Source organism: Methylobacterium fujisawaense, assembly GCF_014138435.1.
Lineage (GTDB): Bacteria > Pseudomonadota > Alphaproteobacteria > Rhizobiales > Beijerinckiaceae > Methylobacterium > Methylobacterium fujisawaense.
The window spans coordinates 251,068-272,810 of sequence record NZ_JACJIM010000003.1; the positions used below are offsets into that span (position 1 = coordinate 251,068).

The 21,743-nt window shown below is 70.0% G+C and carries 22 protein-coding genes; 12 read left to right on the plus strand and 10 right to left on the minus strand.

The genetic code is table 11. From position 1 onward, the window contains the following. Positions 1 to 2: 2 nt before the first annotated feature. Positions 3 to 761, plus strand: a complete 759-nt coding sequence (locus tag GGQ91_RS10250; RefSeq protein ID WP_182591909.1) for a J domain-containing protein — start codon at positions 3 to 5, stop codon at positions 759 to 761. Between the two features lie 104 nt (positions 762 to 865). On the opposite strand, the gene GGQ91_RS10255 is transcribed toward GGQ91_RS10250, so the two are convergent. Next, positions 866 to 2,335, minus strand: a complete 1,470-nt coding sequence (locus tag GGQ91_RS10255; RefSeq protein ID WP_043388658.1) for a D-alanyl-D-alanine carboxypeptidase — start codon at positions 2,333 to 2,335, stop codon at positions 866 to 868. A 338-nt stretch (positions 2,336 to 2,673) separates the two neighbouring features. On the opposite strand from GGQ91_RS10255, the gene GGQ91_RS10260 reads away from it, so the two are divergent. The 5 genes from GGQ91_RS10260 to GGQ91_RS10280 all read left to right on the plus strand — a co-directional run bounded on the left by GGQ91_RS10260 (position 2,674) and on the right by GGQ91_RS10280 (position 7,860). Continuing rightward, positions 2,674 to 3,021 (plus strand): phasin family protein, encoded by a 348-nt coding sequence (locus GGQ91_RS10260; RefSeq protein ID WP_043352003.1) that lies wholly within the window; start codon positions 2,674 to 2,676, stop codon positions 3,019 to 3,021. 189 nt (positions 3,022 to 3,210) lie between these two features. After that, positions 3,211 to 3,597: an ATP-dependent Clp protease adapter ClpS gene (clpS, locus tag GGQ91_RS10265; protein WP_182592132.1), complete on the plus strand. Its 387-nt coding sequence runs from the start codon at positions 3,211 to 3,213 to the stop codon at positions 3,595 to 3,597. A gap of 37 nt (positions 3,598 to 3,634) precedes the next feature. Beyond that, entirely contained in the window at positions 3,635 to 6,124 is a 2,490-nt protein-coding gene (gene clpA, locus GGQ91_RS10270) for an ATP-dependent Clp protease ATP-binding subunit ClpA (protein ID WP_043388654.1), read from the plus strand. A gap of 91 nt (positions 6,125 to 6,215) precedes the next feature. Next, positions 6,216 to 6,500, plus strand: coding sequence for a hypothetical protein (locus tag GGQ91_RS10275; RefSeq protein ID WP_043350748.1), 285 nt, complete (start codon positions 6,216 to 6,218; stop codon positions 6,498 to 6,500). A gap of 61 nt (positions 6,501 to 6,561) precedes the next feature. Continuing rightward, a complete protein-coding gene (locus GGQ91_RS10280; RefSeq protein WP_182591910.1) occupies positions 6,562 to 7,860 on the plus strand; it encodes a flavin monoamine oxidase family protein in 1,299 nt (432 codons plus the stop codon). 51 nt (positions 7,861 to 7,911) lie between these two features. Here the strand turns inward: GGQ91_RS10280 and GGQ91_RS10285 are convergent, their stop codons facing one another. The 3 genes from GGQ91_RS10285 to egtB are packed head-to-tail and all read right to left on the minus strand — an operon-like array spanning position 7,912 to position 11,259. Beyond that, on the minus strand, positions 7,912 to 8,976 hold the full coding sequence (locus GGQ91_RS10285; protein WP_182591911.1) for an adenylate/guanylate cyclase domain-containing protein: 1,065 nt from the start codon (positions 8,974 to 8,976) through the stop codon (positions 7,912 to 7,914). Positions 8,977 to 8,997: 21 nt separating this feature from the next. Continuing rightward, a complete protein-coding gene (egtD, locus tag GGQ91_RS10290; protein WP_182591912.1) occupies positions 8,998 to 9,972 on the minus strand; it encodes an L-histidine N(alpha)-methyltransferase in 975 nt (324 codons plus the stop codon). A gap of 18 nt (positions 9,973 to 9,990) precedes the next feature. Continuing rightward, the gene (gene egtB / locus GGQ91_RS10295) at positions 9,991 to 11,259 is read right to left on the minus strand and encodes an ergothioneine biosynthesis protein EgtB (protein ID WP_043388643.1); all 1,269 of its coding nucleotides are present in this window, start codon (positions 11,257 to 11,259) and stop codon (positions 9,991 to 9,993) included. A gap of 263 nt (positions 11,260 to 11,522) precedes the next feature. On the opposite strand from egtB, the gene murI reads away from it, so the two are divergent. Next, on the plus strand, positions 11,523 to 12,398 hold the full coding sequence (murI, locus tag GGQ91_RS10300; RefSeq protein ID WP_182591913.1) for a glutamate racemase: 876 nt from the start codon (positions 11,523 to 11,525) through the stop codon (positions 12,396 to 12,398). Between the two features lie 122 nt (positions 12,399 to 12,520). On the opposite strand, the gene GGQ91_RS10305 is transcribed toward murI, so the two are convergent. Further along, positions 12,521 to 12,718 carry a hypothetical protein gene (locus GGQ91_RS10305; RefSeq protein ID WP_182591914.1) on the minus strand — a complete coding sequence of 66 codons (198 nt, stop codon included), beginning with the start codon at positions 12,716 to 12,718 and terminating at the stop codon, positions 12,521 to 12,523. Positions 12,719 to 13,195: 477 nt separating this feature from the next. Between GGQ91_RS10305 and GGQ91_RS10310 the strand changes: the two genes are divergently transcribed. The 4 genes from GGQ91_RS10310 (at position 13,196) to GGQ91_RS10325 (ending at position 15,551) form a co-directional block, all read left to right on the plus strand. After that, a complete protein-coding gene (locus tag GGQ91_RS10310) occupies positions 13,196 to 13,408 on the plus strand; it encodes a hypothetical protein (protein WP_179698297.1) in 213 nt (70 codons plus the stop codon). Between the two features lie 106 nt (positions 13,409 to 13,514). Next, positions 13,515 to 13,772, plus strand: a complete 258-nt coding sequence (locus GGQ91_RS10315; RefSeq protein ID WP_043350773.1) for a hypothetical protein — start codon at positions 13,515 to 13,517, stop codon at positions 13,770 to 13,772. A 135-nt stretch (positions 13,773 to 13,907) separates the two neighbouring features. Further along, positions 13,908 to 14,549, plus strand: a complete 642-nt coding sequence (locus GGQ91_RS10320) for a DUF47 domain-containing protein (protein ID WP_053610957.1) — start codon at positions 13,908 to 13,910, stop codon at positions 14,547 to 14,549. 15 nt (positions 14,550 to 14,564) lie between these two features. Next, positions 14,565 to 15,551, plus strand: coding sequence for an inorganic phosphate transporter (locus tag GGQ91_RS10325; protein ID WP_043388636.1), 987 nt, complete (start codon positions 14,565 to 14,567; stop codon positions 15,549 to 15,551). A 57-nt stretch (positions 15,552 to 15,608) separates the two neighbouring features. On the opposite strand, the gene GGQ91_RS10330 is transcribed toward GGQ91_RS10325, so the two are convergent. From GGQ91_RS10330 to GGQ91_RS10345, 4 genes are all read right to left on the minus strand, one after another. Further along, entirely contained in the window at positions 15,609 to 15,944 is a 336-nt protein-coding gene (locus GGQ91_RS10330) for a GCG_CRPN prefix-to-repeats domain-containing protein (protein ID WP_043388635.1), read from the minus strand. 69 nt (positions 15,945 to 16,013) lie between these two features. Then, positions 16,014 to 16,277 (minus strand): GCG_CRPN prefix-to-repeats domain-containing protein, encoded by a 264-nt coding sequence (locus tag GGQ91_RS10335; RefSeq protein ID WP_053610959.1) that lies wholly within the window; start codon positions 16,275 to 16,277, stop codon positions 16,014 to 16,016. Between the two features lie 184 nt (positions 16,278 to 16,461). After that, entirely contained in the window at positions 16,462 to 17,835 is a 1,374-nt protein-coding gene (locus tag GGQ91_RS10340; RefSeq protein WP_053610960.1) for a sensor histidine kinase, read from the minus strand. After that, positions 17,835 to 18,569: a response regulator gene (locus GGQ91_RS10345; RefSeq protein WP_043388629.1), complete on the minus strand. Its 735-nt coding sequence runs from the start codon at positions 18,567 to 18,569 to the stop codon at positions 17,835 to 17,837. Before GGQ91_RS10345 ends, GGQ91_RS10340 begins: the two co-directional genes overlap by 1 nt. Before the next feature lie 258 nt (positions 18,570 to 18,827). On the opposite strand from GGQ91_RS10345, the gene GGQ91_RS10350 reads away from it, so the two are divergent. After that, the gene (locus tag GGQ91_RS10350) at positions 18,828 to 19,904 is read left to right on the plus strand and encodes a tartrate dehydrogenase (RefSeq protein WP_182591915.1); all 1,077 of its coding nucleotides are present in this window, start codon (positions 18,828 to 18,830) and stop codon (positions 19,902 to 19,904) included. A gap of 117 nt (positions 19,905 to 20,021) precedes the next feature. Here GGQ91_RS10350 and GGQ91_RS10355 read toward each other — a convergent pair whose 3' ends face one another. Further along, a complete protein-coding gene (locus tag GGQ91_RS10355; RefSeq protein WP_182591916.1) occupies positions 20,022 to 21,077 on the minus strand; it encodes a serine endopeptidase in 1,056 nt (351 codons plus the stop codon). Positions 21,078 to 21,743: the final 666 nt, after the last annotated feature.

The window sequence follows — 21,743 nt, forward strand, 5'->3', positions numbered from 1 at the left end:
CGATGGTGCTGTTTGCCGGCCTGCTCGCCTGCCTGACCCTGTGGTGGCTGTCCAAGAACGGCGGCCTCGGCCGACGGATCAGGCGCGGCCTCGGGGCGGGCCTCGGCTCAGCCCTCGGACGTGTGCGGCTGCCGACCTTCGGCGCCTTCGCGCTGCTCGCCGCCGGGTTCCTGCTCCTGCGCGGGAACTTCGTCCTGGCGGCGCTTCTCGGGCTCAGCGGCGTCTGGTTGATCGAGGGGCAGGCCGCGATGACCGCGCGGCTCCGTCGTCTGATCCGGCCGGACCCCGGTCAGGGGCCCCGCGATCCTGTGGATCGCCGCTTCCGCACGACCCTGATCGACGCGCTCCTGCGCCCGGACGGCAGCCTGCGCACCGGCCGGGTCATCGCCGGGCCAAGCGCCGGCACGTCGCTCGACGCTATGCCAACCGGTGCCGTGGTCGATCTGCTCCGGCTCTGCCGCCTTCGCGACGCCGCGGGCGCCGCCCTGTTAGAGCCGTATCTCGACCGCCGGGCGCCCGGATGGCGTGTAGACGCTGAGCGCGATCGCGACCCGCGGCCGCGCCGTCCGGCGAACCCAGGGACGATGACGCAGGAGGAGGCGTACCAGGTCCTGGGGCTTCAGCGCGGGGCGACCGCTGAGGAGATCCGGTCGGCCCACCGGTCTCTCATGAAGCGGGCTCACCCCGACCAGGGAGGCAGCGCCGAGCGGGCGGCGCGCGTCAACGCGGCCCGGGACAGGCTTCTGAACCGACATCGCTGAACTCCACGCGCGTTGTCAGAGAGATACCGATCGTCGGCCGCGGACGAACTCGGTCGCGGCCGTTCCGTGTCGGCGCGCGGGCGCGCCGGCCGGTCTCCGGAGCCTCAGCTCCGGGTGGCGAAGCAGCTGAAGCCGCTGCGCTTCAGGGCCGAGCAGGCCTCCTGGGCGGAATCCTGCTCGGCGAAGCCCGAGAAGCGGGCCCGGAACAGCGTGGTGCCGCCGTGCTCGACCTTGACGGTGTAGGGTGCGGCCTTGGAGAGGCTGCCCCCCACCTTGGCGCGCGCCTCAGAGAGCATCGACCGGGCCTTGCCCTCGTCGTCCATGGCCCCGAGCTGGATCACCCAGGCGGTGGGGACGACGCGGGCGCCGGAGACCGCCTTCGGCGGCTCGTCGCGCTCGAGGGAGGCCACCCGGGCCGTGGATTTGGACGCCCCCGGGAAGGGCGGCTGGGCATTGCCGCCGCCGGCATAGGCCTGGGCCGCCTTCGGGATTCCCTGCGGCCCGGGCTTCCAGGTGCCGCTCGGCGTCGTCGTCTTCGAGGGCGACAGGTCGAGGGGCTCGCCGGTGGTGCCGGTGGTCTCGACATCCTCGTCGTCGGCGGAGGCGACCTGCGTGCGGGTCCGCGAGACCGCGTCGGCGACGACTGCCGGGCGGGCGCGCTCGGCCACTTCGGTGACGGCGGGCGCGACCCGGGCGCCGGCATAGGCCCGCGGCAGGCTGGACCGGACGAGGTCGGCCATGATCCGGTCGCGGCTCGCGCCGGACTTGCCGCCGAGCACGATCGCCACGATCTGGCGGCCGTCGGATTTCGCGGCGGTCATCAGGTTGAAGCCGGAATCCCGGGTGTAGCCGGTCTTGATCCCGTCGACGCCCTGGACGTTGCCCAGCAGGTGGTTGTGGTTGCCGATCACCCGGCCGCGGAACGCGAAGGACCGGGTCTGGAAGTAACGGTAATAGCGCGGAAACCGGTCCTGGATCGCCTGGGCGAGGACGGTCAGGTCGCGGGCGGTGGTGAGCTGGTCCGGGTCGGGCAGGCCCGAGGCGTTGGCATAGCGCGTCCGGCTCATGCCCAGGGCATGGGCCTTGGCGGTCATCATCTGGGCGAAGCGCTCCTCGGAGCCGGCGATGTTCTCGCCGATGGCGCAGGCCACGTCGTTCGCCGACTTCGTCACGATCGCCTTGATGGCATCCTCGACCGTGATGGTCTGGCCCGGCCGCAGGCCGAGCTTCGACGGCGCCTGGGCGGCGGCGTGGGCCGAGATGGTCAGTTCGGAATCGAGGGCGAACTTGCCGCGCTCCATCTGCTCGAACAGCATGTAGAGCGTCATCACCTTGGTGATCGAGGCCGGGTGCCGCAGGGCGTCCTCGTTGACCGCGTGCAGGGTCTTGCCGCTCTTCACGTCCACGACCATCGCGGCGTAGGGCGGGTTGTAGCCGCCGGTGGCCCGGGCATGGTGTTGGTGCCGGCCGCGCCGGGCCTCGGCCGGCGAGGCCAGGGCCGTCAGGACCGCGGCGGCCAGGATCGCGGCCGGGAGCGCTGGAATCGTCCGGGAGCGGCCTACTACGCTACGCATCACGCCTGATTGCCTCGCGAGACCGGATCTGGCCGGTCGTATCCCCTGCAGAGCCTCCCGCCGATCGCGTGGCCCCGCTGCATCAGTGGAGAGTTAGGCAGGTGCAGTTACAGGCCCGTTAATGCGATCGCGGCGAATGCCGGATCGTGTCGTTCCGGCCATCGTTTACGGTCGATCGCTCGCGGACCGTCACCGGCCTGCCAACCCATGCCGGTTGCGGCCGGCGGGTCTTACCCGCCCGAGCTTGACGCTGGCTGTCGCGCCGCACACTCTCGCGCCGATCCGAAGAGGTCGGTCGCGGGTGGCCGGCAGGTTCGGCGGCGGTCTGGAGATCGGCGATGCAGAGGCCCCCTGCCCTTCCGTTGAGCCCGGTCGTCTCCGGTTTCAGAACGCCCCTTCATCGGTTCGGGATCGTGAGTCGGGCGGCCCAGACCCTCGGGATCACGTATGCCGACTCGTTCAAGACGGCGTTCGACGATCTCGGGGCTACCTCGCGGGCGCTGGCGGCGGCCCGCGGCCCGGCCGAACTCGTGGCGGTTCAGGCGGCATATCTGAACCGGGCCGGCGCGCGCGCCACGGCCCGCTCTGCCGCGGCCGGCGACATGATCCTCGGCCTCACCGGCGCATTTCTGCGGCCGAAGGCAGCGCTCGACGGCGCGCCCCGTCCCGGATCGGCGCAGACGTGAGCCGCTGGCGCATGATCAGCGAGGCGGACAAGTGCGCACAGGCGTCTGGCGAAGTCGGCTCACCGTCTGTAGATTAACGGCCGTGGAGCCGAGCGCTGCTCCCGGCAGGCCAGGACTGGATCGGCCGTCAGGGCCGGCGGCGCCCGCTCCAAACGAGGGATCGGTTCGACGCACATGACACAGGTCCCCATGCAGGGCACCGCGAGTTCGACGAAGGTTCACTGGCCGGCGCGCACCGCGGTCACGGCGTCCGGCTCGCGCGCCCCTGGCGGCGACGATCGGTCCAACACGGCGATCATCACCCGCACCAAGCCGCGGACCAAGCGGCCGAGCCTGTACCGGGTACTCCTTCTGAACGACGACTATACGCCGATGGAGTTCGTGGTCCTGGTGGTCGAGCGGTTCTTCAACAAGAGCCACGAGGACGCCTACCACATCATGATGCACGTGCATCAGAACGGGGTCGGCGAGTGCGGCGTCTTCACCTACGAGGTGGCGGAGACCAAGGTGACGCAGGTCATGGACTTCGCGCGCAAACACCAACATCCTCTCCAGTGCGTTATGGAAAAGAAATAGGCGCCGCTCGCGGTAGGCACCCACACAGAGGCCAGCTTTGCCAAGCTTCTCACGCAGCCTAGAACAAGCTCTCCACCGCGCCCTGGCGCTGGCCGGAGAACGCCGGCACGAATACGCGACGCTGGAGCATCTCCTGCTCGCCCTCGTGGACGATCAGGATGCGGCCGCGGTCATGCGTGCCTGCAACGTCGAGATCGACACGCTCAAGCGCAGCCTGGTCGACTATGTCGATACGGAACTCTCCAACCTCACCGGGGACGGACGGCAGGACGCCAAGCCCACGGCGGGCTTCCAGCGCGTGATCCAGCGGGCGGTGATCCACGTCCAGTCCTCCGGTCGCGAGGAGGTGACCGGCGCCAACGTGCTCGTGGCGATCTTCGCCGAGCGCGAGAGCCACGCCGCCTACTTCCTGCAGGAGCAGGACATGACCCGCTACGACGCGGTCAACTACATCAGCCACGGCATCGCCAAGCGCCCGGGCGCCTCCGAGGCGAAGCCCGTGCGCGGTGCCGAGGACGAGGGCGCCGCCGAGCGCCCGAGCGACGAGGGGGATCCCCGCGGCGGCGCGAAGAAGAAGGGCGACGCGCTCGACGCCTACTGCGTCAACCTCAACAAGAAGGCCCGCGACGGCAAGATCGACCCGCTGATCGGCCGCGAGACCGAGGTCCAGCGGACCATCCAGGTCCTGTGCCGCCGGCAGAAGAACAACCCGCTGCTCGTGGGTGACCCGGGCGTCGGCAAGACCGCCATCGCGGAGGGGCTGGCCCGCAAGATCATCCAGCACGAGGTGCCGGAGGTCCTGGCCGACGCGACCGTCTTCTCCCTCGACATGGGCACGCTGCTCGCCGGCACCCGCTACCGGGGCGACTTCGAGGAGCGCCTCAAGCAGGTGATGAAGGAGATCGAGGCGCACCCGAACGCCATCATGTTCATCGACGAGATCCACACGGTGATCGGCGCCGGTGCGACCTCGGGCGGGGCCATGGACGCGTCGAACCTGCTCAAGCCGGCGCTGGCCTCGGGCACGCTGCGCTGCATCGGCTCGACCACCTACAAGGAGTACCGCCAGTACTTCGAGAAGGACCGCGCCCTGGTGCGCCGGTTCCAGAAGATCGACGTCAACGAGCCGTCGATCCCCGACACGATCGAGATCGTGAAGGGCCTGCGCCCGTATTTCGAGGAGTTCCACAAGCTCAAGTACACGACCGAGGCCGTGAAGGCCGCGGTGGAGCTGTCGGCGCGCTACATCAACGACCGCAAGCTGCCCGACAAGGCGATCGACGTGATCGACGAGACGGGCGCCTCGCAGATGCTCGTGCCGGAGGCTCGCCGCAAGCGCACCATCGGCATCAAGGAGATCGAGGCGACCATCGCCACGATGGCCCGCATCCCGCCGAAGACCGTCTCGAAGGACGACGCGGTTGTGCTCCAGCACCTGACCGAGAACCTCAAGCGCGTGGTCTACGGTCAGCCGAATGCCATCGAGGCCCTGACCTCGGCGATCAAGCTGGCCCGGGCCGGGCTGCGCGACCCAGACAAGCCGATCGGCTCGTATCTGTTCGCGGGCCCGACCGGCGTCGGCAAGACCGAGGCCGCCAAGCAGCTCGCCGCCTCCCTCGGTGTCGAGATGCTGCGCTTCGACATGTCGGAATACATGGAGCGTCACACGGTGAGCCGCCTGATCGGCGCGCCCCCCGGCTACGTGGGCTTCGACCAGGGCGGCCTGCTCACCGACGGGATCGACCAGCACCCGCACTGCGTGCTCCTCCTCGACGAGATCGAGAAGGCCCACCCGGACCTGTTCAACATCCTGTTGCAGGTCATGGACCACGGGAAGCTCACCGACCACAACGGCAAGCAGGTCGATTTCCGCAACGTCATCATCATCATGACGTCGAATGCGGGTGCCTCGGATCTGGCGAAGGCGGCCTACGGCTTCACCCAGTCGAAGCGTTCCGGCGACGACGTGGAGGCGATCAACCGGCTGTTCGCGCCGGAATTCCGCAACCGCCTCGACGCGATCATCTCGTTCGGCCACCTGCCGAAGGAGGTGGTGGCCAAGGTGGTCGACAAGTTCGTCCTCCAGCTCGAGGCGCAGCTCGCCGACCGCAACGTCACGATCGAGCTCTCGGACGAGGCCCGCGACTGGCTGGTGGAGCATGGCTACGACGACGCGATGGGCGCCCGCCCGATGGCCCGGCTGATCCAGTCGACCATCAAGACGCCCCTCGCCGACGAGGTTCTGTTCGGCAAGCTGAAGGATGGCGGTGCGGTCCGCGTGGTCGTGCGCAAGCCGGAGGATGCCGAGGCCAAGTCGGGCGCCAAGGACAGCCTGGGCTTCGATTTCCCGGCCGGCCCTGTCACGCCCAAGCCCGAGAAGGACGTGACCAACGCCGCCAAGCGCCACAAGCGGGCCAAGCCCCGCGCCGCGGCGCGCAAGAAGACGCCGAAGGACAACAAGGGCGGCGGCGGCAGCTCGGGCGGCGGCGTCCGGACCGTGCCGAAGGTGCCACTCGTGCGCGCCTAATGGTGTGCATGCCGGCTGGCGGCCTTCCGGACTAGGGGCCGCCGGTCTATGACCGCCGCGACGCGAAAGCGCCGCGGCGAGGAGGCGCCCGATGACAGACAACCTGCACGAGGGACCCCTGTCCCCCGTCGCGCAGCCGGCGCCCCCCAAGAAGCTGACCCGGCGCGAGGAGCGGCGGCGGCGTCGTCAGCGGCGTCGGCGCGGCGAGGAGGTGCTCGCCTGGGTGCTCGTGCCGCTGATCTGCGTCGGCATCTACCTGGGCATCAGCGCCGGTTTCGACTTCTTCGGCACATCGCCCGGCCAGGTCTGGGACCAGCTGATGCAGGTCAAGGCCATGATGGAGAAGCGCTCGGGCAGCCCGGGGGCGCGCGGCTAGCGCACCGCTTTCGGTCCGCGCGCCGTGGACTGGAGCCTGGATGACTCCGAGCGGGTGCGCCATGAGACCGACCCGACGCACAGTCCTCACCTCTGCCCTCGTAGCGGCCCCGGCACTGCGCGCCTGGGCCCGCACCGGCCCGGTGGTCATCGTCGGTGCCGGGGCGGCGGGGCTGGCGGCGGCATCGGCGCTGCGGAGCGCCGGACGTAGCTTCATCCTGGTGGAGGCACGGGACCGGATCGGCGGGCGCGCCTTCACCGACAGGGCGCTCGGTGCGGCGTATCCGTTCGATGCCGGCGCCGAGTATATCCATTGGGCCGAGCGCAATCCCTGGGCGCCCATCGCCCGGGCCGCCAAGGCCCGCTTCGCCGGCGAGGAAGGCTGGGCGCGCAAGCTCGTGATCGACGGTCGCCCCGCCACCGAAGCCGAGATGGCGAACCGGCGTGCCGGCTTCTCGGGCCTCGACGCGCTCCTCGTTCCGAAGGCGGCCGATATCTCGTTGGCGGAAGCGGCCGGAATCGGCGGCCCGATGGCCGTGCAGGCCGCGGCCGGCCTCAGCCGGCTCTCGCTCGGCGAGGATCCCGAGCGCGTCTCGGCCATGGATTACGACCGGCTCTGGTCCGGCACGGACCTCTGGGTCGACGGCTACGGCGCCCTGGTGGCGCACCATTTCGCCGACCTGCCGGTGCGGCTCGGCTGCCCGGTTCACGCGATCGACTGGTCCGGACAGGACGTCCGCATCGAGACGGGGTGTGGCACCCTCACCGCAGCCGCGGTGATCGTGACGGTGCCTGTGGGCGTGCTGAAGGCCGGTCGCGTGGCCTTCACCCCAGCTCTGCCGGCCAGCACGCAGGCGGCTCTCGATGGATTGCGCATGGGCGCCTACACAAAGATCGGCTTGCGCCTCGACCCGGCGAAGCTCGATCCGGCGACCGTGGGTGATGCGGTGTCGCTGGCAAAGGGCGGACCGACGATCTACTTCGAGATGAAGCCGTTCGGCCGGTCCCTGACGGTGGCCAATCTCGGGGGCGATCTCGCCCGCGACCTGTGCCGCGCTGGCGAGGCGGCGGCCGTGGCGCTGGCCACAGAGCGCTTGGTCGCGATCCTCGGCGCGGACGCCCGGGACGCGGTCGTGGCGGGGCGGCTCGCCGGCTGGTGGACGGATCCGTACGCCCTCGGATCGTACGCGATCGTCGCCCCCGGCCACGCGGAGGCCCGGGACCGCCTGCGTGACCCGGTGGGGGGACGCGTGTTCTTCGCCGGAGAGGCGCTGGCCGGCGGCGGGGCCATGACGGTGGGCGGGGCCACGCTGGACGGCGCGCGCGCCGCCCGCGACGTTCTGAAGGCGCTGTCGACCTGAGAGGGCGCGCGCGCCGTCTCTGCCCTGGAGGCCGGACGGGACCGCCCGGCCTCAGCCCGTCGCGGCGCGGCTCGAAAGCGGCACGACCGGTGCCGCGCGTGAGGACCGTCGCCGGATCGCCGCCACAGCGAGGGGTTCGGCGCGCCCCCGCAGGGCATGGGCACCGAGATCGTCCGCAATCAGGTCGTCGGGCAGTTCTCCGATCCGGTCGAGGAGATCGGCGGAAACCAGCACGTGCACCCCGAGAGTCTTCGACAGGGCCTCGAGCCGCGCGGTCGTGTTCACGACGTCGCCGAAATACGCGATCTTGTGCCGCTCCAGCCCGATCTCGGCGGTGACCACCGGGCCGCAATGCAGGGCGGCGCGGAATTGCGGGACTTGGCCGAAGCGGCTGCGCCAGCTTGCGGCCTCCGCGGCCAGACGCGCCTCGAAGTCGAAGACGCAGCGCAGGCAGGCCGCATCGCGCAACCCCCGGTCCAGCGGCCAGGTCACCAGCGCCAGATCGCCGATGTAATCGTCGATGGAGCCGCGGGCGCGCGACACCGGCAGCGCCAGGGCGTTGAACACTTGGCCGAGATAGGCCTGGGCCTCCCGGTCGCCGTAGCGATCGGCGAAGTGCGTCGAGCCCGTCACGTCGAGGAACAGGAAGATGCGCTCCTCGCTGATCGGCCGGTGATAGCGCCCGATCAGCAGGTTGGCGAACACGCCGGGACCGATCAGGTCGCGGACGCGGAACACGAATACCACGAGGGCCGAGATGCCGAGCGCGTAGAGGAGGCCCGTATCGGTCATCAGCATCGCGTTCCGCGCGCTGTACATGAAGCGGAACAGCTTGTTCAGAACGGTGCTGGCGACCGCATTCCCGATCACGATCAGCCCGATATAGAGGGCCACCGTGGCGATCAGGAACAGCGGCGTCGCGAGGGCGCGGATGCGGTCGCGCAGGCGCGGGGCCAGCAGCTTGCGCTCGTAGAGCAGGATCGGCGTGCCGATGATCGCGCCGCGGATCGCCGCGCCGGTCAGGGGACCGACGTCGAAGAGCGTCCCGTAGAGCAGCCCCGCGAGCGCCCCCAATCCAGGCGCCACCAGGAGGAACCAGGGCGGCCCGATACGCATGGGGCGGCCCCGGCCTTGTCCTCAGTCCAGCCGGAGGGCGTGGACCGAGAAGAGCTGGTCCGGATCCGTCCAGACCTTCAGCCATGTCCAGCCGGCCCGCTCGGTGAGGGCGCGGAACGTGGCCACTGTGTACTTGTAGCTGCTTTCCGTGTGGATCGTCTCGCCTGCCGCAAAGGCGAAGGTGTCGCTGCCGACCCGCACGGCCTGCGCGTCACGGGCCACGAGGTGCATCTCGATCCGCGAGGCGTTGGGGTTGAACACCGCCCGGTGGCTGAACGCGTCCGGCTCGAAGCGGCCCGCGAGTTCCCGGTTGATCCGCGTCAGGAGGTTGAGGTTGAAGGCCGCCGTGACGCCTTGGGCGTCGTCGTAGGCATTCTCCAGAACCGCGGCATCCTTCACGAGGTCGACGCCGACGATCATGTGGGCGCCCGGGCCGAGGATCCGTCCGAAGCGGTGCAGCAAACCCTCGCCCTCGTGCGGATCGAAATTGCCGATGGTCGAGCCCGGGAAGAAGCCGGCCCGCGGGAGGCCGTCGAGACTGTCCGGCAGGTCGAAGTCCTGGGTGAAGTCAGCGACCACCGGTTCGACCCGCAGATGCGGAAAGTCGCCCCGGAGCCCCTCGGCCTGCGCCCGCAGGAACTCGCCCGAGACGTCCACGGGCACATAGGCCGCGAGCGTGTCGAGATGGCCGAGCAGGCGACGGAGCTTGACGGTCGAGCCGCTGCCGAACTCGACCAGCGCCGCATGCGCGGGCAGCAGCGTCGCCATCTCTGGGCCGCTGGCCTCCAGGATGCCGATCTCCGTACGGGTCGGATAATATTCCGGAAGCTGGGTGATCTCTTCGAACAGAGCGGATCCGGCCGCGTCGTAGAAATACTTCGGCGAGAGCGCCTTCTGGGGTTTCGACAGGCCCGTCCGGACGTCGTCGAGGAACGACAGGGGCGCCGCGTCCAGCGTGACCGGCGTCGCGTCGGGGAAGGTGGGCTTGATGGTCAAGGGCAGCTCCGGAGGGCGTCAGGCGGCATCGGCCAGGCGCAGGCCCGTGAACTGCCAGCGCTGGTGCGGATAGAAGAAATTGCGGTACGGCAGCCGGGCATGACCCTCGGGTGTCGCCACCGACGAGCCGCGCAGCACGAACTGGTTGGCCATGAACTTGCCGTTGTACTCGCCGAGGGCCCCCGGGAGCGGCCGGTAGCCCGGGTAGGGCATGTAGGCGCTGCGGGTCCATTGCCAGACGAGGCCGAAGGCATCCGGCAGACCACCGTCCCGGGCCGCGACCTCCCACTCGAACTCGGTCGGCAGGAACCGGCCGGCCCAGCGGGCATAGGCGTCGGCCTCGTAGTAGCTGATGTGGGTGACGGGCGCGTCGAGATCCACAGGCCGCTGGCCGCCGAGGGTCATGGTCGCCCACCCCTCCCCGTCCCGGCGCCAGTAGCCGGGCGCCTCCCAGCCCTCCGCCGGACCGGCATACCAGCCGTCCGAGAGCCACAGCTCGGGCTTGGCATAGCCGCCGTCCTCCATGAAGCCGAGCCACTGGCGGTTGGTCACCAGCGCCCGGTCGATGCGGCCGGCCGGGATCAGCGTCTCGTGGCGGGGGGATTCGTTGTCGAACGAGAACCCCTCTCCCGTGTGGCCGATCCAGGCGATCTCCCGGCGGAGCTCGACCTGACCGCGCTGCGCGGCTGCGTCCGGGAAGCGCCAGTCCGGATCGTAGGCGGGATTGAGCGGATTCTGCGCGAAGGCGTGGAGGATGTCGGTGAGGAGCAATTCCTGATGCTGCTGCTCGTGATAGAGGCCGATCTCCAGGATCGGCAGCACCATCTCCAGGGCGCGATCGGAGGCTTGGCTCAGCAGGGTCTCGACGGCGCGGTCGATATGGGCCCGGTAGGCAGCGACCTCGGCCATGGTCGGGCGGGTGATCATGCCCCGCTGGATGCGCGGCTGCCGCGGGCCGGCCGCCACGTAGTACGAGTTGAAGAGGTAGTGTAGCCGCGCGTCGTAGATGGCGTAGCCCGGCAGATGCTCCCGCAGCAGGAACTGCTCGAAGAACCACGTGACATGCGCCCGGTGCCACTTGGTCGGGCTCGCATCCGCCATGGACTGGACCTGCTGGTCCTCGGGCGAGAGCGGTGCGGCGCGGCGCTCGGTCTCGTTCCGGACCTGCCGGAAGGCCGCGATCCACGCGGCGCGATCGATCGGTCGTGCGGTGACGGGCGGCGGCGGAAAGGCCGGTGCCCGGGGGTCGTGCGTCTCGTCCGGACGCAGTGCGGCCGTCGCTGCCATGACGATGATCCCCTTAATCCTGCCGCACCGAGAACCATTTCCTCGATTCCGGGCCGGCCGGCAGAAGATATGTCCCGGTTGTGGTCCGACAACCTCTCCGACGAGCATCGGCTCGGCGCAGCCGGTCTGGGGGCACTTCGCCGCGGACGCGCGGCGGTTAACGGAACGGGTTGGGGATCGCGGATCTTTCTCTCGCCGCAGTGAGATCGCCTTAACCCTCACGGCCGAGATTTTGGGACGCTCTTCGAGGAGTCCGGGTTCTCATGCGGATCGATCTGATGGCCGGGGCCAGCCTGTCCGCCGCGGCGCTGCGCAGTGCCGCCGAGCCGACCATCCTGGTCTTCGATTCCGGGCTCGGCGGCCTCACCGTCCTCGACGCCGTGCGGCGCGCCCGCCCGGATGCCCGTTACGTCTATGTCGGCGACGATGCCGCCTTCCCCTATGGCCGGCTCGGGGAGGCGCCCCTCGTCGCCCGCGTCCTCACCGTGATGGAGCGGCTCGTCGCGACCCACAGGCCTGATCTCGTCGTGATCGCCTGCAACACCGCCTCGACGCTGGTGCTTCCAGCGCTCCGGCAGCGCTTCACGACGCCCTTCGTGGGCGTGGTGCCGCCGATCAAGCCCGCGGCCGAGGTGACGCACTCCCGGATGATAACCCTGCTGGCGACGCCCGGCACGGTGGCGCGGTCCTACACGAGCGACCTGATCGCGACCTATGCCGGCGCCTGCGCGGTCACGCGGATCGGCTCGCAGAATCTCGCCGGCTACGCGGAAGCCGAGCTCGCCGGCGCGCCGGTGGACGATGCCGCCCTCGCCGCGGAGATCGCCCCCTGCTTCGTCACCGAGGCGGACGGCCGGCGCACCGACGTGATCTGCCTCGCCTGCACCCACTATCCCCTGCTGCTTCCGCGCCTGCAGGCCGTGGCGCCCTGGCCGGTGACCTGGATCGACCCAGCCCCCGCCATCGCCCGGCGCGTCGTGCAACTGATCGGCCCGCTCCCGCGCGAGGCGGACCGGCACGGCTCCGCGCTCGGCGCCTTCACGGCCGGAAGCTGCCTGACCGACGCCCTGCGCACAGCCCTCGCGGCCCGCGGAATCGGTGAGGTCGGCGTGGAGTCGATCCCGTTGCCGATGCAGTAGACGGGCGCGGCGATTCCGGGCGCCACAACGGGCGCCTGAGCCCTGGGATGCGCATCCGCCCGCCGCCTCGCGTGAGCGCCGCCGGGCCCGGCCCTCGGTGCCGTGTCCGGCCCACGCGCCCCTCAGGAGGCGCTGAGGCCGGCGGCACGCGGCATGGTCGTCGACAGGGCTGCGGACGCGTCGGCTTCGGTCGGAACGATCAGGTGGACGAACAGCATGCCGGCGGCGACGATCAGTGCGAGGGCGATGATCCGCCAGAGTTCGAGGATCGGCTCCTGAGCGGGCGCATCCTGGTGCGGCCTGTTGGTTTCGCTCGGCATCGCTTCCGCTTCTCCGCCTCTGACCATCCGGATCGGACACCCGGAGGATGAACGACCCGTAAATTCCGCCTTCGATCGCCGCGTCCGATCCGTTGCCGAAGGCCGGGGCCGGCTGCGTCAGCCGGGTCCGGGGCGCGGGTCAGAATCGTCTTCGCCGTGAAGACGATGATGGTGCGTTCGACCGGAAAGCGGATGATCGCCGTGTCGCACCGGAATGGGGCGACAGGTGGACGGCCGCGGCGCATGCGCGGTGCGTCACCGCACAGACGGAGGAGCCGGTCCGTCGGCCGCAGCGCGCCGACGGCGCCGGCACGTTCAGAGACGATTTGGGCCAATGGCGGGCTTCGATCAGATGTCGAAAGCTGAATACAGCTCGATACTGGGCGTTGATCGCATTCGAGAGTATGGTTTAGCTTGATTCGTGATCGCCCGCGGGTCCGAGCGGCCTGCGGCGGGGCTCCGCTCCGGGAGTGCCTGATGTTCGAGAGCATGTTTTGGGGCGCGGCGCTCGTCGCGCTGATCGGGTCGGCCGCGATCGTGGCGATCGGGGCGAGCTTCCAGCCGGGCCTTAGCCGGAGGAACGCGGTGGATCCGCGCGTGCCGGATCCGCGCCGGACCTTCGGACGCAAGCGCCGGTGGCGGCGTCCGCCGCGGGTGGCACGGCGCATCGGGCCGCTCCCGATGCGGTGAGGGCCGCTGCACCAAAGACGTACATCTCCCGGCGACCATGCGCATGATAATCTCTGATGGACTGCGGGATCGCAGTGTTCACGCCGCGCGGGAGGGTTGGGGACTGATGAGCGTGCGTCAGATTTGTGATCAGGTTCGGATCGCCGAGCAGGCCTTCACTGCCGCCCTCGGCAACATGAAGGACGCGGGCCTGCGCGAGGCGCTGAGCCGCGAGCTTCAGGAAATGGAGAGCGCCGAGATCGAGGCCGGACAGGACGCAGCCTTGGCGCGGTCGGCCTCCTGGAAGCGGGTGAAGATGCTGCATGGCCTCGGTTACCCGGTGGATTTCGGCTGGCTTCACGCCTCCACGGGACAAGCCTGCTGAGCCGCGCGGCCGGAGGGCGATCAGCAACGGTCGATTGTATCCCGGCCGCCGGATCGGCCGGCGCTTTCGCCCGTTGTGCCTGCCGGGCGTTTTCGCGCCCGGCGGATACCGCCGACCTCTCGACCCGGACACGACATGCTGGCTTGGTTTCGTGCCCTGATGCCGCGAGAGGACCGGTTCTTCGACCTGTTCGAGCGTCATGCCGCGACGCTCACGGACGGCGCCGCCGCGCTTCGGTCGCTCCTCGACGGCACGCAAGCCGTACCGGCGGCCTACGCGGCGATTGCGGCCCATGAGGATGCCGCGGACGCGATCACCCGGGAGGCGCTTCTGGCGGTCCGCCGGACCTTCATCACGCCCTTCGACCGCAGCGATATTCAGGCCCTGGTCGGGTCCCTCGACGACGCCATCGACCAGATGCTCAAGACCGCCAAGGCGGTCCAGCTCTTCGAGGTGACCACCTTCGAGCCGGCCATGCGCGAGATGGGGGCGGTCATTCAGGAGGCCGCGCAGGTCACCGCCGAGGCCCTGCCGAAGCTGCGGGCGCTCGGCGAGAATGCCACCGCGCTGAACGGCCTGACCGAGCGCGTGATCGAGCTGGAGGGGCGGGCCGACGACCTGCACAATGACGGGTTGAAGGCCCTGTTCAAGGCGTCGGGACAGGACCCCATGGCCTTCATCGTCGGGTCGGAACTCTACGGCCACCTGGAGAAGGTCATGGATCGGTTCGAGGACGTGGCGAACCAGATCAGCAGCATCGTTGTCGAACACGTTTAAGCTGCAGGCCGCCGCGTGACATTCCTCATCGTCCTCATTGCCCTCGCGCTGGTCTTCGATTTCCTGAACGGGTTGCACGATGCCGCGAACTCCATCGCCACCATCGTGTCGACGCGGGTGCTGGCGCCCCGCTACGCCGTGTTCTGGGCGGCGTTCTTCAACTTCGTGGCCTTCCTGGTCTTCGGGCTCCACGTCGCCGGAACCGTGGGTTCGGGCATCATCGACGTCGCGGCGGTGGACGACCGGGTGATTCTCGGCGCGCTCGGCGGGGCGATCAGCTGGAACCTGATCACGTGGTATGCCGGCATCCCGTCCTCGAGCTCGCACGCCCTGATCGGCGGCCTGCTCGGCGCCGGCATCGCCAAGGCGGGGTTGGGCGTGATCGTCTGGCCCGGCGTGATCGCCACCAGCGCCGCCATCGTCCTGTCGCCGGCCCTCGGCTTCGCCCTCGGCCTGGTGCTGATGCTGGCGGTCTCGTGGATCTTCATCCGCTCGACCCCGCACGCGGTGGACGGGCTGTTCCGGGGCCTGCAATTCGTCTCGGCCTCGCTCTACTCCCTCGGCCACGGCGGCAACGACGCCCAGAAGACCATGGGCATCATCGCCGCCCTGCTCTACGCCCACGGCGAGAGCGGGGCCTTTCATGTGCCGCTCTGGGTCGTGCTGTCCTGTCAGGGCGCCATGGCGCTCGGCACCCTTCTGGGCGGCTGGCGCATCGTCCACACGATGGGCTCGAAGATCACGCGCCTGACGCCCCTGCAGGGCTTCTGCGCCGAGACCGGAGGCGCCGCGACCCTGTTCGCCGCAACGGCCTTCGGCATCCCGGTCTCGACCACCCACACGATCACCGGCGCCATCGTCGGCGTCGGGGCTGCGCGCCGGGTCTCGGCGGTCCGCTGGAACGTGGCGCAGGGCATCGTGATCGCCTGGGTGATCACGATGCCGGCCGCGGCCCTGGTCGCGGCCCTGACCTACGCGGCATCGGGCCTCGTGCTGCCGTAGGACGGCCCGCGAACCGGTCGCGGCCCCGCGACGGGCGGGGCCGGATCCGGCGCGGGGTCACCAGCGGTGATGCCAGCCGCCGTGATGCCAGCCGCGGTGCCAGCCACCGCGCCAGCCACCATGCCAGCCGACACGGCGGAAGCCGCCCCAGCGGGAGCCACCGTGCCATGCGAACCGGCGGTGCCAGCCGTAGCGGTAGCCGTAATGCCACCGGTAGCCGACGCGCCGATAGGCCGGGACGTAGACCACCGGACCGTAGCCGAGATTCGGCCGGCACCAGCCGTAGATGTTGCGGTGAAAACCGGGCCCGCAGCCGTCGCGCGCCTCGGCGCTCGAACCGGCCATCAGGACTCCCGCGGCGAGCGCCACGGGCATGACGAGGGTACGGATCATGACTCACTCCATGGGCGTCCGGCCGCAAGGCCGGACGAGGGACAGGGTGCGATCAGGCGATGCGGCGGCTCAGTTCGGCCAGCAGCGGCGGCCGTAGGGACCGATGTGGAAACCGGCCGGGCAGGAGCGGCCGCGGACATAGCCGCCCCATTGCCCGCCGGTCCGGCAGCCGCCGTAGGGGCCGCGATGCCCGTAGGGGCCGCAGCCGCCGTAGACCTGGATGATCCGGGCGCCGTCGAAGCCGGTGGCGACCGCGTCCTGGACCAGGGGCAGCGCCGAGGCGGGCACCGCGAGGCTGGCGAGGAAGGCGGCCGGGGCGAGGCTCTTCAACATCGATGATCTCCTTCTGCTCGATCGGGCTGGCGCGGCCTCTCGGCCGACGGCCCGCGCCGGGGCGGGGTATTGGCCGCGGCGTATGAGCGAAGGTTCGTCCCTGCGCGCTTCCCGGATGTGACCGGGATGCGCCGTCCTGTAACGTTGTGTAACCGCCGGTTGCGCGGCCGTTGCCGCGTGCCGCTCAGGACAGGCCCGGCAGGGTCACGACGAGGCGTGCGCCGCCGTTGGCGCCGGCTTCCGCCACCACCGTGCCGCCATGGGCCTCCGCGATCTGGCGGCTGATGGCGAGACCGAGGCCTGTCCCGCCGGTCTGCCGGCTCCGCGACCGCTCGACCCGGTAATAGGGGCTGAACACCGCCGTCCGCTCCGCCTCGGGGATGCCCGGCCCGTCATCCTCGACAACGATCCGGCAGACCGTCCCGGCCCGGCTCACCGCCACCGACACCGACGAGCGCCCGAACTTGACGGCGTTCCCGATCAGGTTGGCCACGACGCGGCGCAGGGCGACCGCGTCGCCGGCCACCGTGGCGTCCCGCACCTCCTCGCCGGTCAGGCTGATGGGCGCGCCCTGGGCCGCGTGCTCGGCGACCTCGACGGCGACGAGATCGGCGAGATCCACCGGCGCGCGGGTCGCCTCGACGGCGGTGCCCCGGGCAAATCCCAGGGACGCCTCGATCAGCGCGGTCATGGCGTCGAGATCGGCCACCAGCTTCTCCCGGAGCGCCGGCTCGGCCACCGCCTCGGCGCGCAGGCGCAGCCGCGTCAGGTAGGTCTTGAGGTCGTGCGAGATGGCTCCGATCAGCAAGGAGCGCTCGGCCATGAGGCCGGCGATCCGCTCCTGCATGCCCTGCACCGCCTGGGCGAGACGCCGGATCTCGGGGGCGCCCGTGGGCGCGCTCATCCGTTCCGGGGCGCGGCCGTCGAAGCGGGAGACCGCGTCCGTCAGGCGCCGCAGCGGCGCGAGCTCGTGCCGCGTGCCGACCAGGACGAGACCGGCCGCCGCCGCGCCCAGCACCGCGACCCAGAGGCTCAGGGGCTGGCCGAACAGCCACGGCATGAGCGAGCGGCGGCGTTCGGTGGCATGGATCACCGCGAAGCGGCCATCGGGCAACCGATAGGTCGCCATCGCGAGGCGCCCGATCGGTCCGGCACGGTCCGCCTTGTCGATATCGGCCGGATCGACGCCGCGGCGCAGCAGGGCGGTGTCGGTATAGGCCTGGACGCGGTCGGCGGATTCGGCCGTCATCCGGCGCAGACGGGCTTCGAGGCGGGGCTCGCGGATCAGGTCGGCCCGGTCGGGTTGCGCATCGACGATCTCCGTTTGCAGCGCTTCGCCGCTCACGGCCTTCAGGATGGCCGGCCTCTGGGCCGGATCGGCGTCGCGCAGCAACGTCATGATGCCGGCGGCCTGATCGACGCGCGGAAACCGCGTGGCGTAGGGCCACCGCTCCTGCCGGCGCTGCCAGTGATCGAGGGCCACCGTGGCGAGGACGAGCAGGGAGAGCGCGCCCAGCAGGAGCAGCATGATGCGTCCGAGGAGGCCGACGCGGCCCATCACGGCGTTCCGGAGCGGACCGGGGCGGCCAGGATGTAGCCGGCGTTGCGCACGGTCTTGAGCAGGGCCGCGGCCTGGCTGCCGGCGGCGTCGAGCTTGTGCCGCAGGCGGCTGACCTGAACGTCGATGGTCCGGTCGAAGGCATCGGCGGTTCGGCCGCGGGTCCAGTCGAGAAGCTGGTCGCGCGAGAGCACCCGCTGCGGCCGGGTGACGAAGCAGTGCAGCAGGTCGTACTCGGCGCTGGTCAGCGGGACCTCGGAGGCCGGGTCTCCGATCATCACCGTGCGGGCCGCGAGATCGACGATGAGGTCGGCGACGCTCAGCCGCTCGGGCGCTGCCTCGGGGGCCGGGGCGCCGGCGCCGTTGGCCCGGCGCAGGACGGCGCGGATCCGGGCGAGCAGGACCCGTGGGTTGAAGGGTTTCGAGACGTAGTCGTCGGCGCCCATCTCCAGGCCGAGGACCCGGTCGATATCCTCGTCCTTCGCGGTCAGCATGACGATGGGCGGGCCATCCGCCTCGCGCAGGCGGCGGCAGATGGACAGGCCGTCCTCGCCCGGCAGCATCCAGTCGAGGACGATGAGGTCCGGCGCGGGGCCAGATGCGAGCAGCCGGTCGAGTGCGGTGCCGCCGTCGAGGGCGACGGCGCGGAACCCCTCGCCCTCCAGGTAGCCGGCGAGGAGGGCGCGGATGTCGGGATCGTCCTCGACGATGGCGATGGTGGTGCCCTCGTGCATGGGCCGAGCATAGGCGCGGCCGGCGGGACGGCAACGCGAAACTGCACGGTGTCACAAAACGTTACATGGGCCGTCGGGAGCGGCCGGGCCGTTCCGGGCGTTGCCCGTCGGGCGCTGGACGCGACCGGTGCGGCCGCCGCGCGTGTGGGCGCGTCGCGAGGATGCGACGGACCCGGCGGATCACCGAACTGCGGTCCCTCGCGTCTCGACGGGATCGGAAGCGGCGCCAGATCTCCCCGACACGCTCGGAGATCCCTCATGAAGACCTACACCATCGCCGCCATTCCTGCGGACGGCATCGGCGTGGAGGTCATCGCCGCCGGCATCGCGGTGCTCGACGCCCTCGCCGACAAGGCCGGAACGTTCCGGTTCCGCTTCGACCACTTCGATTGGGGCTCGGACTATTACAAGACGCACGGCGTGATGATGCCGGCCGACGGCCGCGCGCAGATCCGGAACCACGACGCGATCTTCTTCGGCGCGGTGGGCGCGCCGGACGTGCCCGATCACATCAGCCTGTGGGGGCTGCGCCTCGCGATCTGCCAGCCCTTCGACCAGTACGCCAATGTCCGCCCGACCCGGATCCTTCCGGGCATCACCAGCCCGCTGCGTCACGTCTCGGGGCCGGAGCTCGACTGGGTGATCGTTCGGGAGAACTCGGAGGGCGAGTATGCGGGCGTCGGCGGCCGGGTCCACCAGGGCCATCCCAACGAGGTCGCCACCGATGTCTCGATGATGACCCGCTCGGGCGTCGACCGGATCATCCGCTACGCCTTCGAACTCGCCCGCTCCCGCCCGCGCAAGCGGCTCACGGTGGTCACCAAGTCCAACGCCCAGCGCCACGCCATGGTGATGTGGGACGAGATCGCCGCCGAGGTCGCCCGGGACTTTCCCGACGTCACCTGGGACAAGATGCTGGTCGACGCCATGACGATGCGCATGGTGATGAAGCCTGAGACCCTCGACACGATCGTGGCGACGAACCTGCACGCCGACATCCTATCGGACCTCGCGGCGGCGCTCGCCGGGTCCCTCGGCATCGCGCCGACCGCCAACATCAACCCGGAGCGCACTTTCCCGTCCATGTTCGAGCCGATCCACGGCTCGGCCTTCGCCATTGCCGGCCAGGGAATCGCCAATCCGGTCGCGACCTTCTGGACGGCGTGTCAGATGCTGGAGCACCTCGGCGAGAAGCCGGCGGCCGAGCGGCTGATGCGCGCGGTGGAGCGCGTCACCGCGGATCCGAGCCTGCATACCCCCGATTTGGGTGGACGGGCGACGACGCGACAGGTCACCGACGCGGTCATCGCGGCGATCCGGGGTGACAACGCCTGAGGGGCGCCGGGCCGGATCGCCGCGTTCCGCGTCGCGCCTGCGGGGACGATCCGGCGGCATAGCGTCGATCCGCGATGCGATGCGGTGCGATGGTCCGGGCGGGCGGCCGCGCGCCCGCTACGGGATCGGGGTCGCGAGATCCGGGCTCGGGGTGCCGCAGGCCCGGCAGAAGCGCTCGAAGGTGCTCTTGCGATGCGTGCAGGACGGGCACTGTGCGAAGATGCCGAGCCCGCAATGGGGGCAATAATTCGTGCTCGCATCGTCGAGGGCGAGCGGCCGCTCGCAGCCGGGGCAGACCTTCTTGGCGAGACGGGCCAGGGCTTGGTCGGTGGCGATCTCGGTCCGCCGCTCGGCGTCCGGTCGCGCCTCCACGACGGCCTGTCGCGCGCGGTAGGCGTGCAGGGCATTGATCGCGGTGCGGCCCGCGACCAGGGTCACGATCACGCCGACGCCGTACTGCACGTAGCCGCCGTAGCTCGGCATGTACGGCACGAGTTCGACGAAGAAGGCGAAGGCTGCCGCCAGGGCGAAGCCCCAGACGAACGGCCAGTTGCGGGTATGCCGCCGTTTGAGCAGGAGCCATCCGGCCAGGGCCAGCAGCGGCAGCGTCAGGGCGAGCCGGTAGGCGAAGACGCGCAACTCCTGGCCGCGCTCGGCCGCGTCGAGCTGCTTCTGCGCCGCCGCGCGCAGCTCGTCGTCCATCCGCAGCCGCGTCGCCTCCCGCTCGGACTGGTCGAGTCCCGCCTGCGCCCGTGCCGCGAGGCGCTCCTCGATGGTGCGCTCGGCGGCCTTGAGGGCGTCGAGTTGCTGCGTGCGCGCGATCAGGCCGGGATCCTGGTCGACCCGCTGCGTGGCGTCCCGGGTCTTCAGCCAGTTGGCGAAGGTCTCGCGCGCGCCCTCCGAAGCGGACTGGGCCGCCTCGAGGGCGAGCCGATCCTGCTCGACCTGCCGCCGGTTGTCGTCCTGCTCCTGACGGATCTGCTTCAGGGCCTCGGCCGAGGCTCTGGCCTGATCGGTGTCGAGGAACTGCTCGAGGGTATAGCGGTGCTCGACCTGCGGCAGATCGCCGACGACCAGCGATCCCAGCCCGATGAGAAACCACGCGAAGACCACCGCGACGAGCCAGAGCGCCAGCGTGAACCAGCGTTCGGAGAGTCTTGAACCGGACCGCACGCGAATCGCCCTCGCCGAAAACCCAAGCGGGGCTTTATAGCGTGCGGCGGCCGGCGGGATATGCGGGCGGGACGCTCGGGATCGGCAGACCTCAGAAACAACAAAGCCCGCCCATGCGTCGGCGGGCTGCTGTCAGGCATTTGGTGCCCAGGAAAGAAGTGAAATAACTGAGTAAAAACAAGGTTCATGTGGCTTGTTGCGAGAGAAGCCTAGCCTTTGAGGCGCAAACTTTTTCGTCGAACTGTCCCGTACCGACTTTAGCGGATTGGCCGGGATGCTTCATCGGTAATCGGTTCGGTGAAGGGCGGCTTTCGACCCAACCGGCCGCGCAGGCTCCTGCGACGCCGACCTGAAAGCGGACCGCGGCTTGTCCGAGAATGAAGCATTCGCCGATTGCGGCCCAATCGCTCCCGGACATGAATTTGGAAAAAATGACTTTACCGCGTTGCCTGTCGCGAAATATGAGAAGGAATTCTTTCAGTCTGCGGATCGGATCCGACGCGGGAAATATCGCCTGTCAGGCAGTTCTTCGACCGCGATGCTGGATCGAGCGACGAGAGCTTTAAAGTTCAGAATCGATCCAAATTTGAAGCACTCTAAACGTGTGATTTTTGACACATTCTCGGATTGCTAAGCACTTCGATCCAAGATCAACATCGCGGAGCC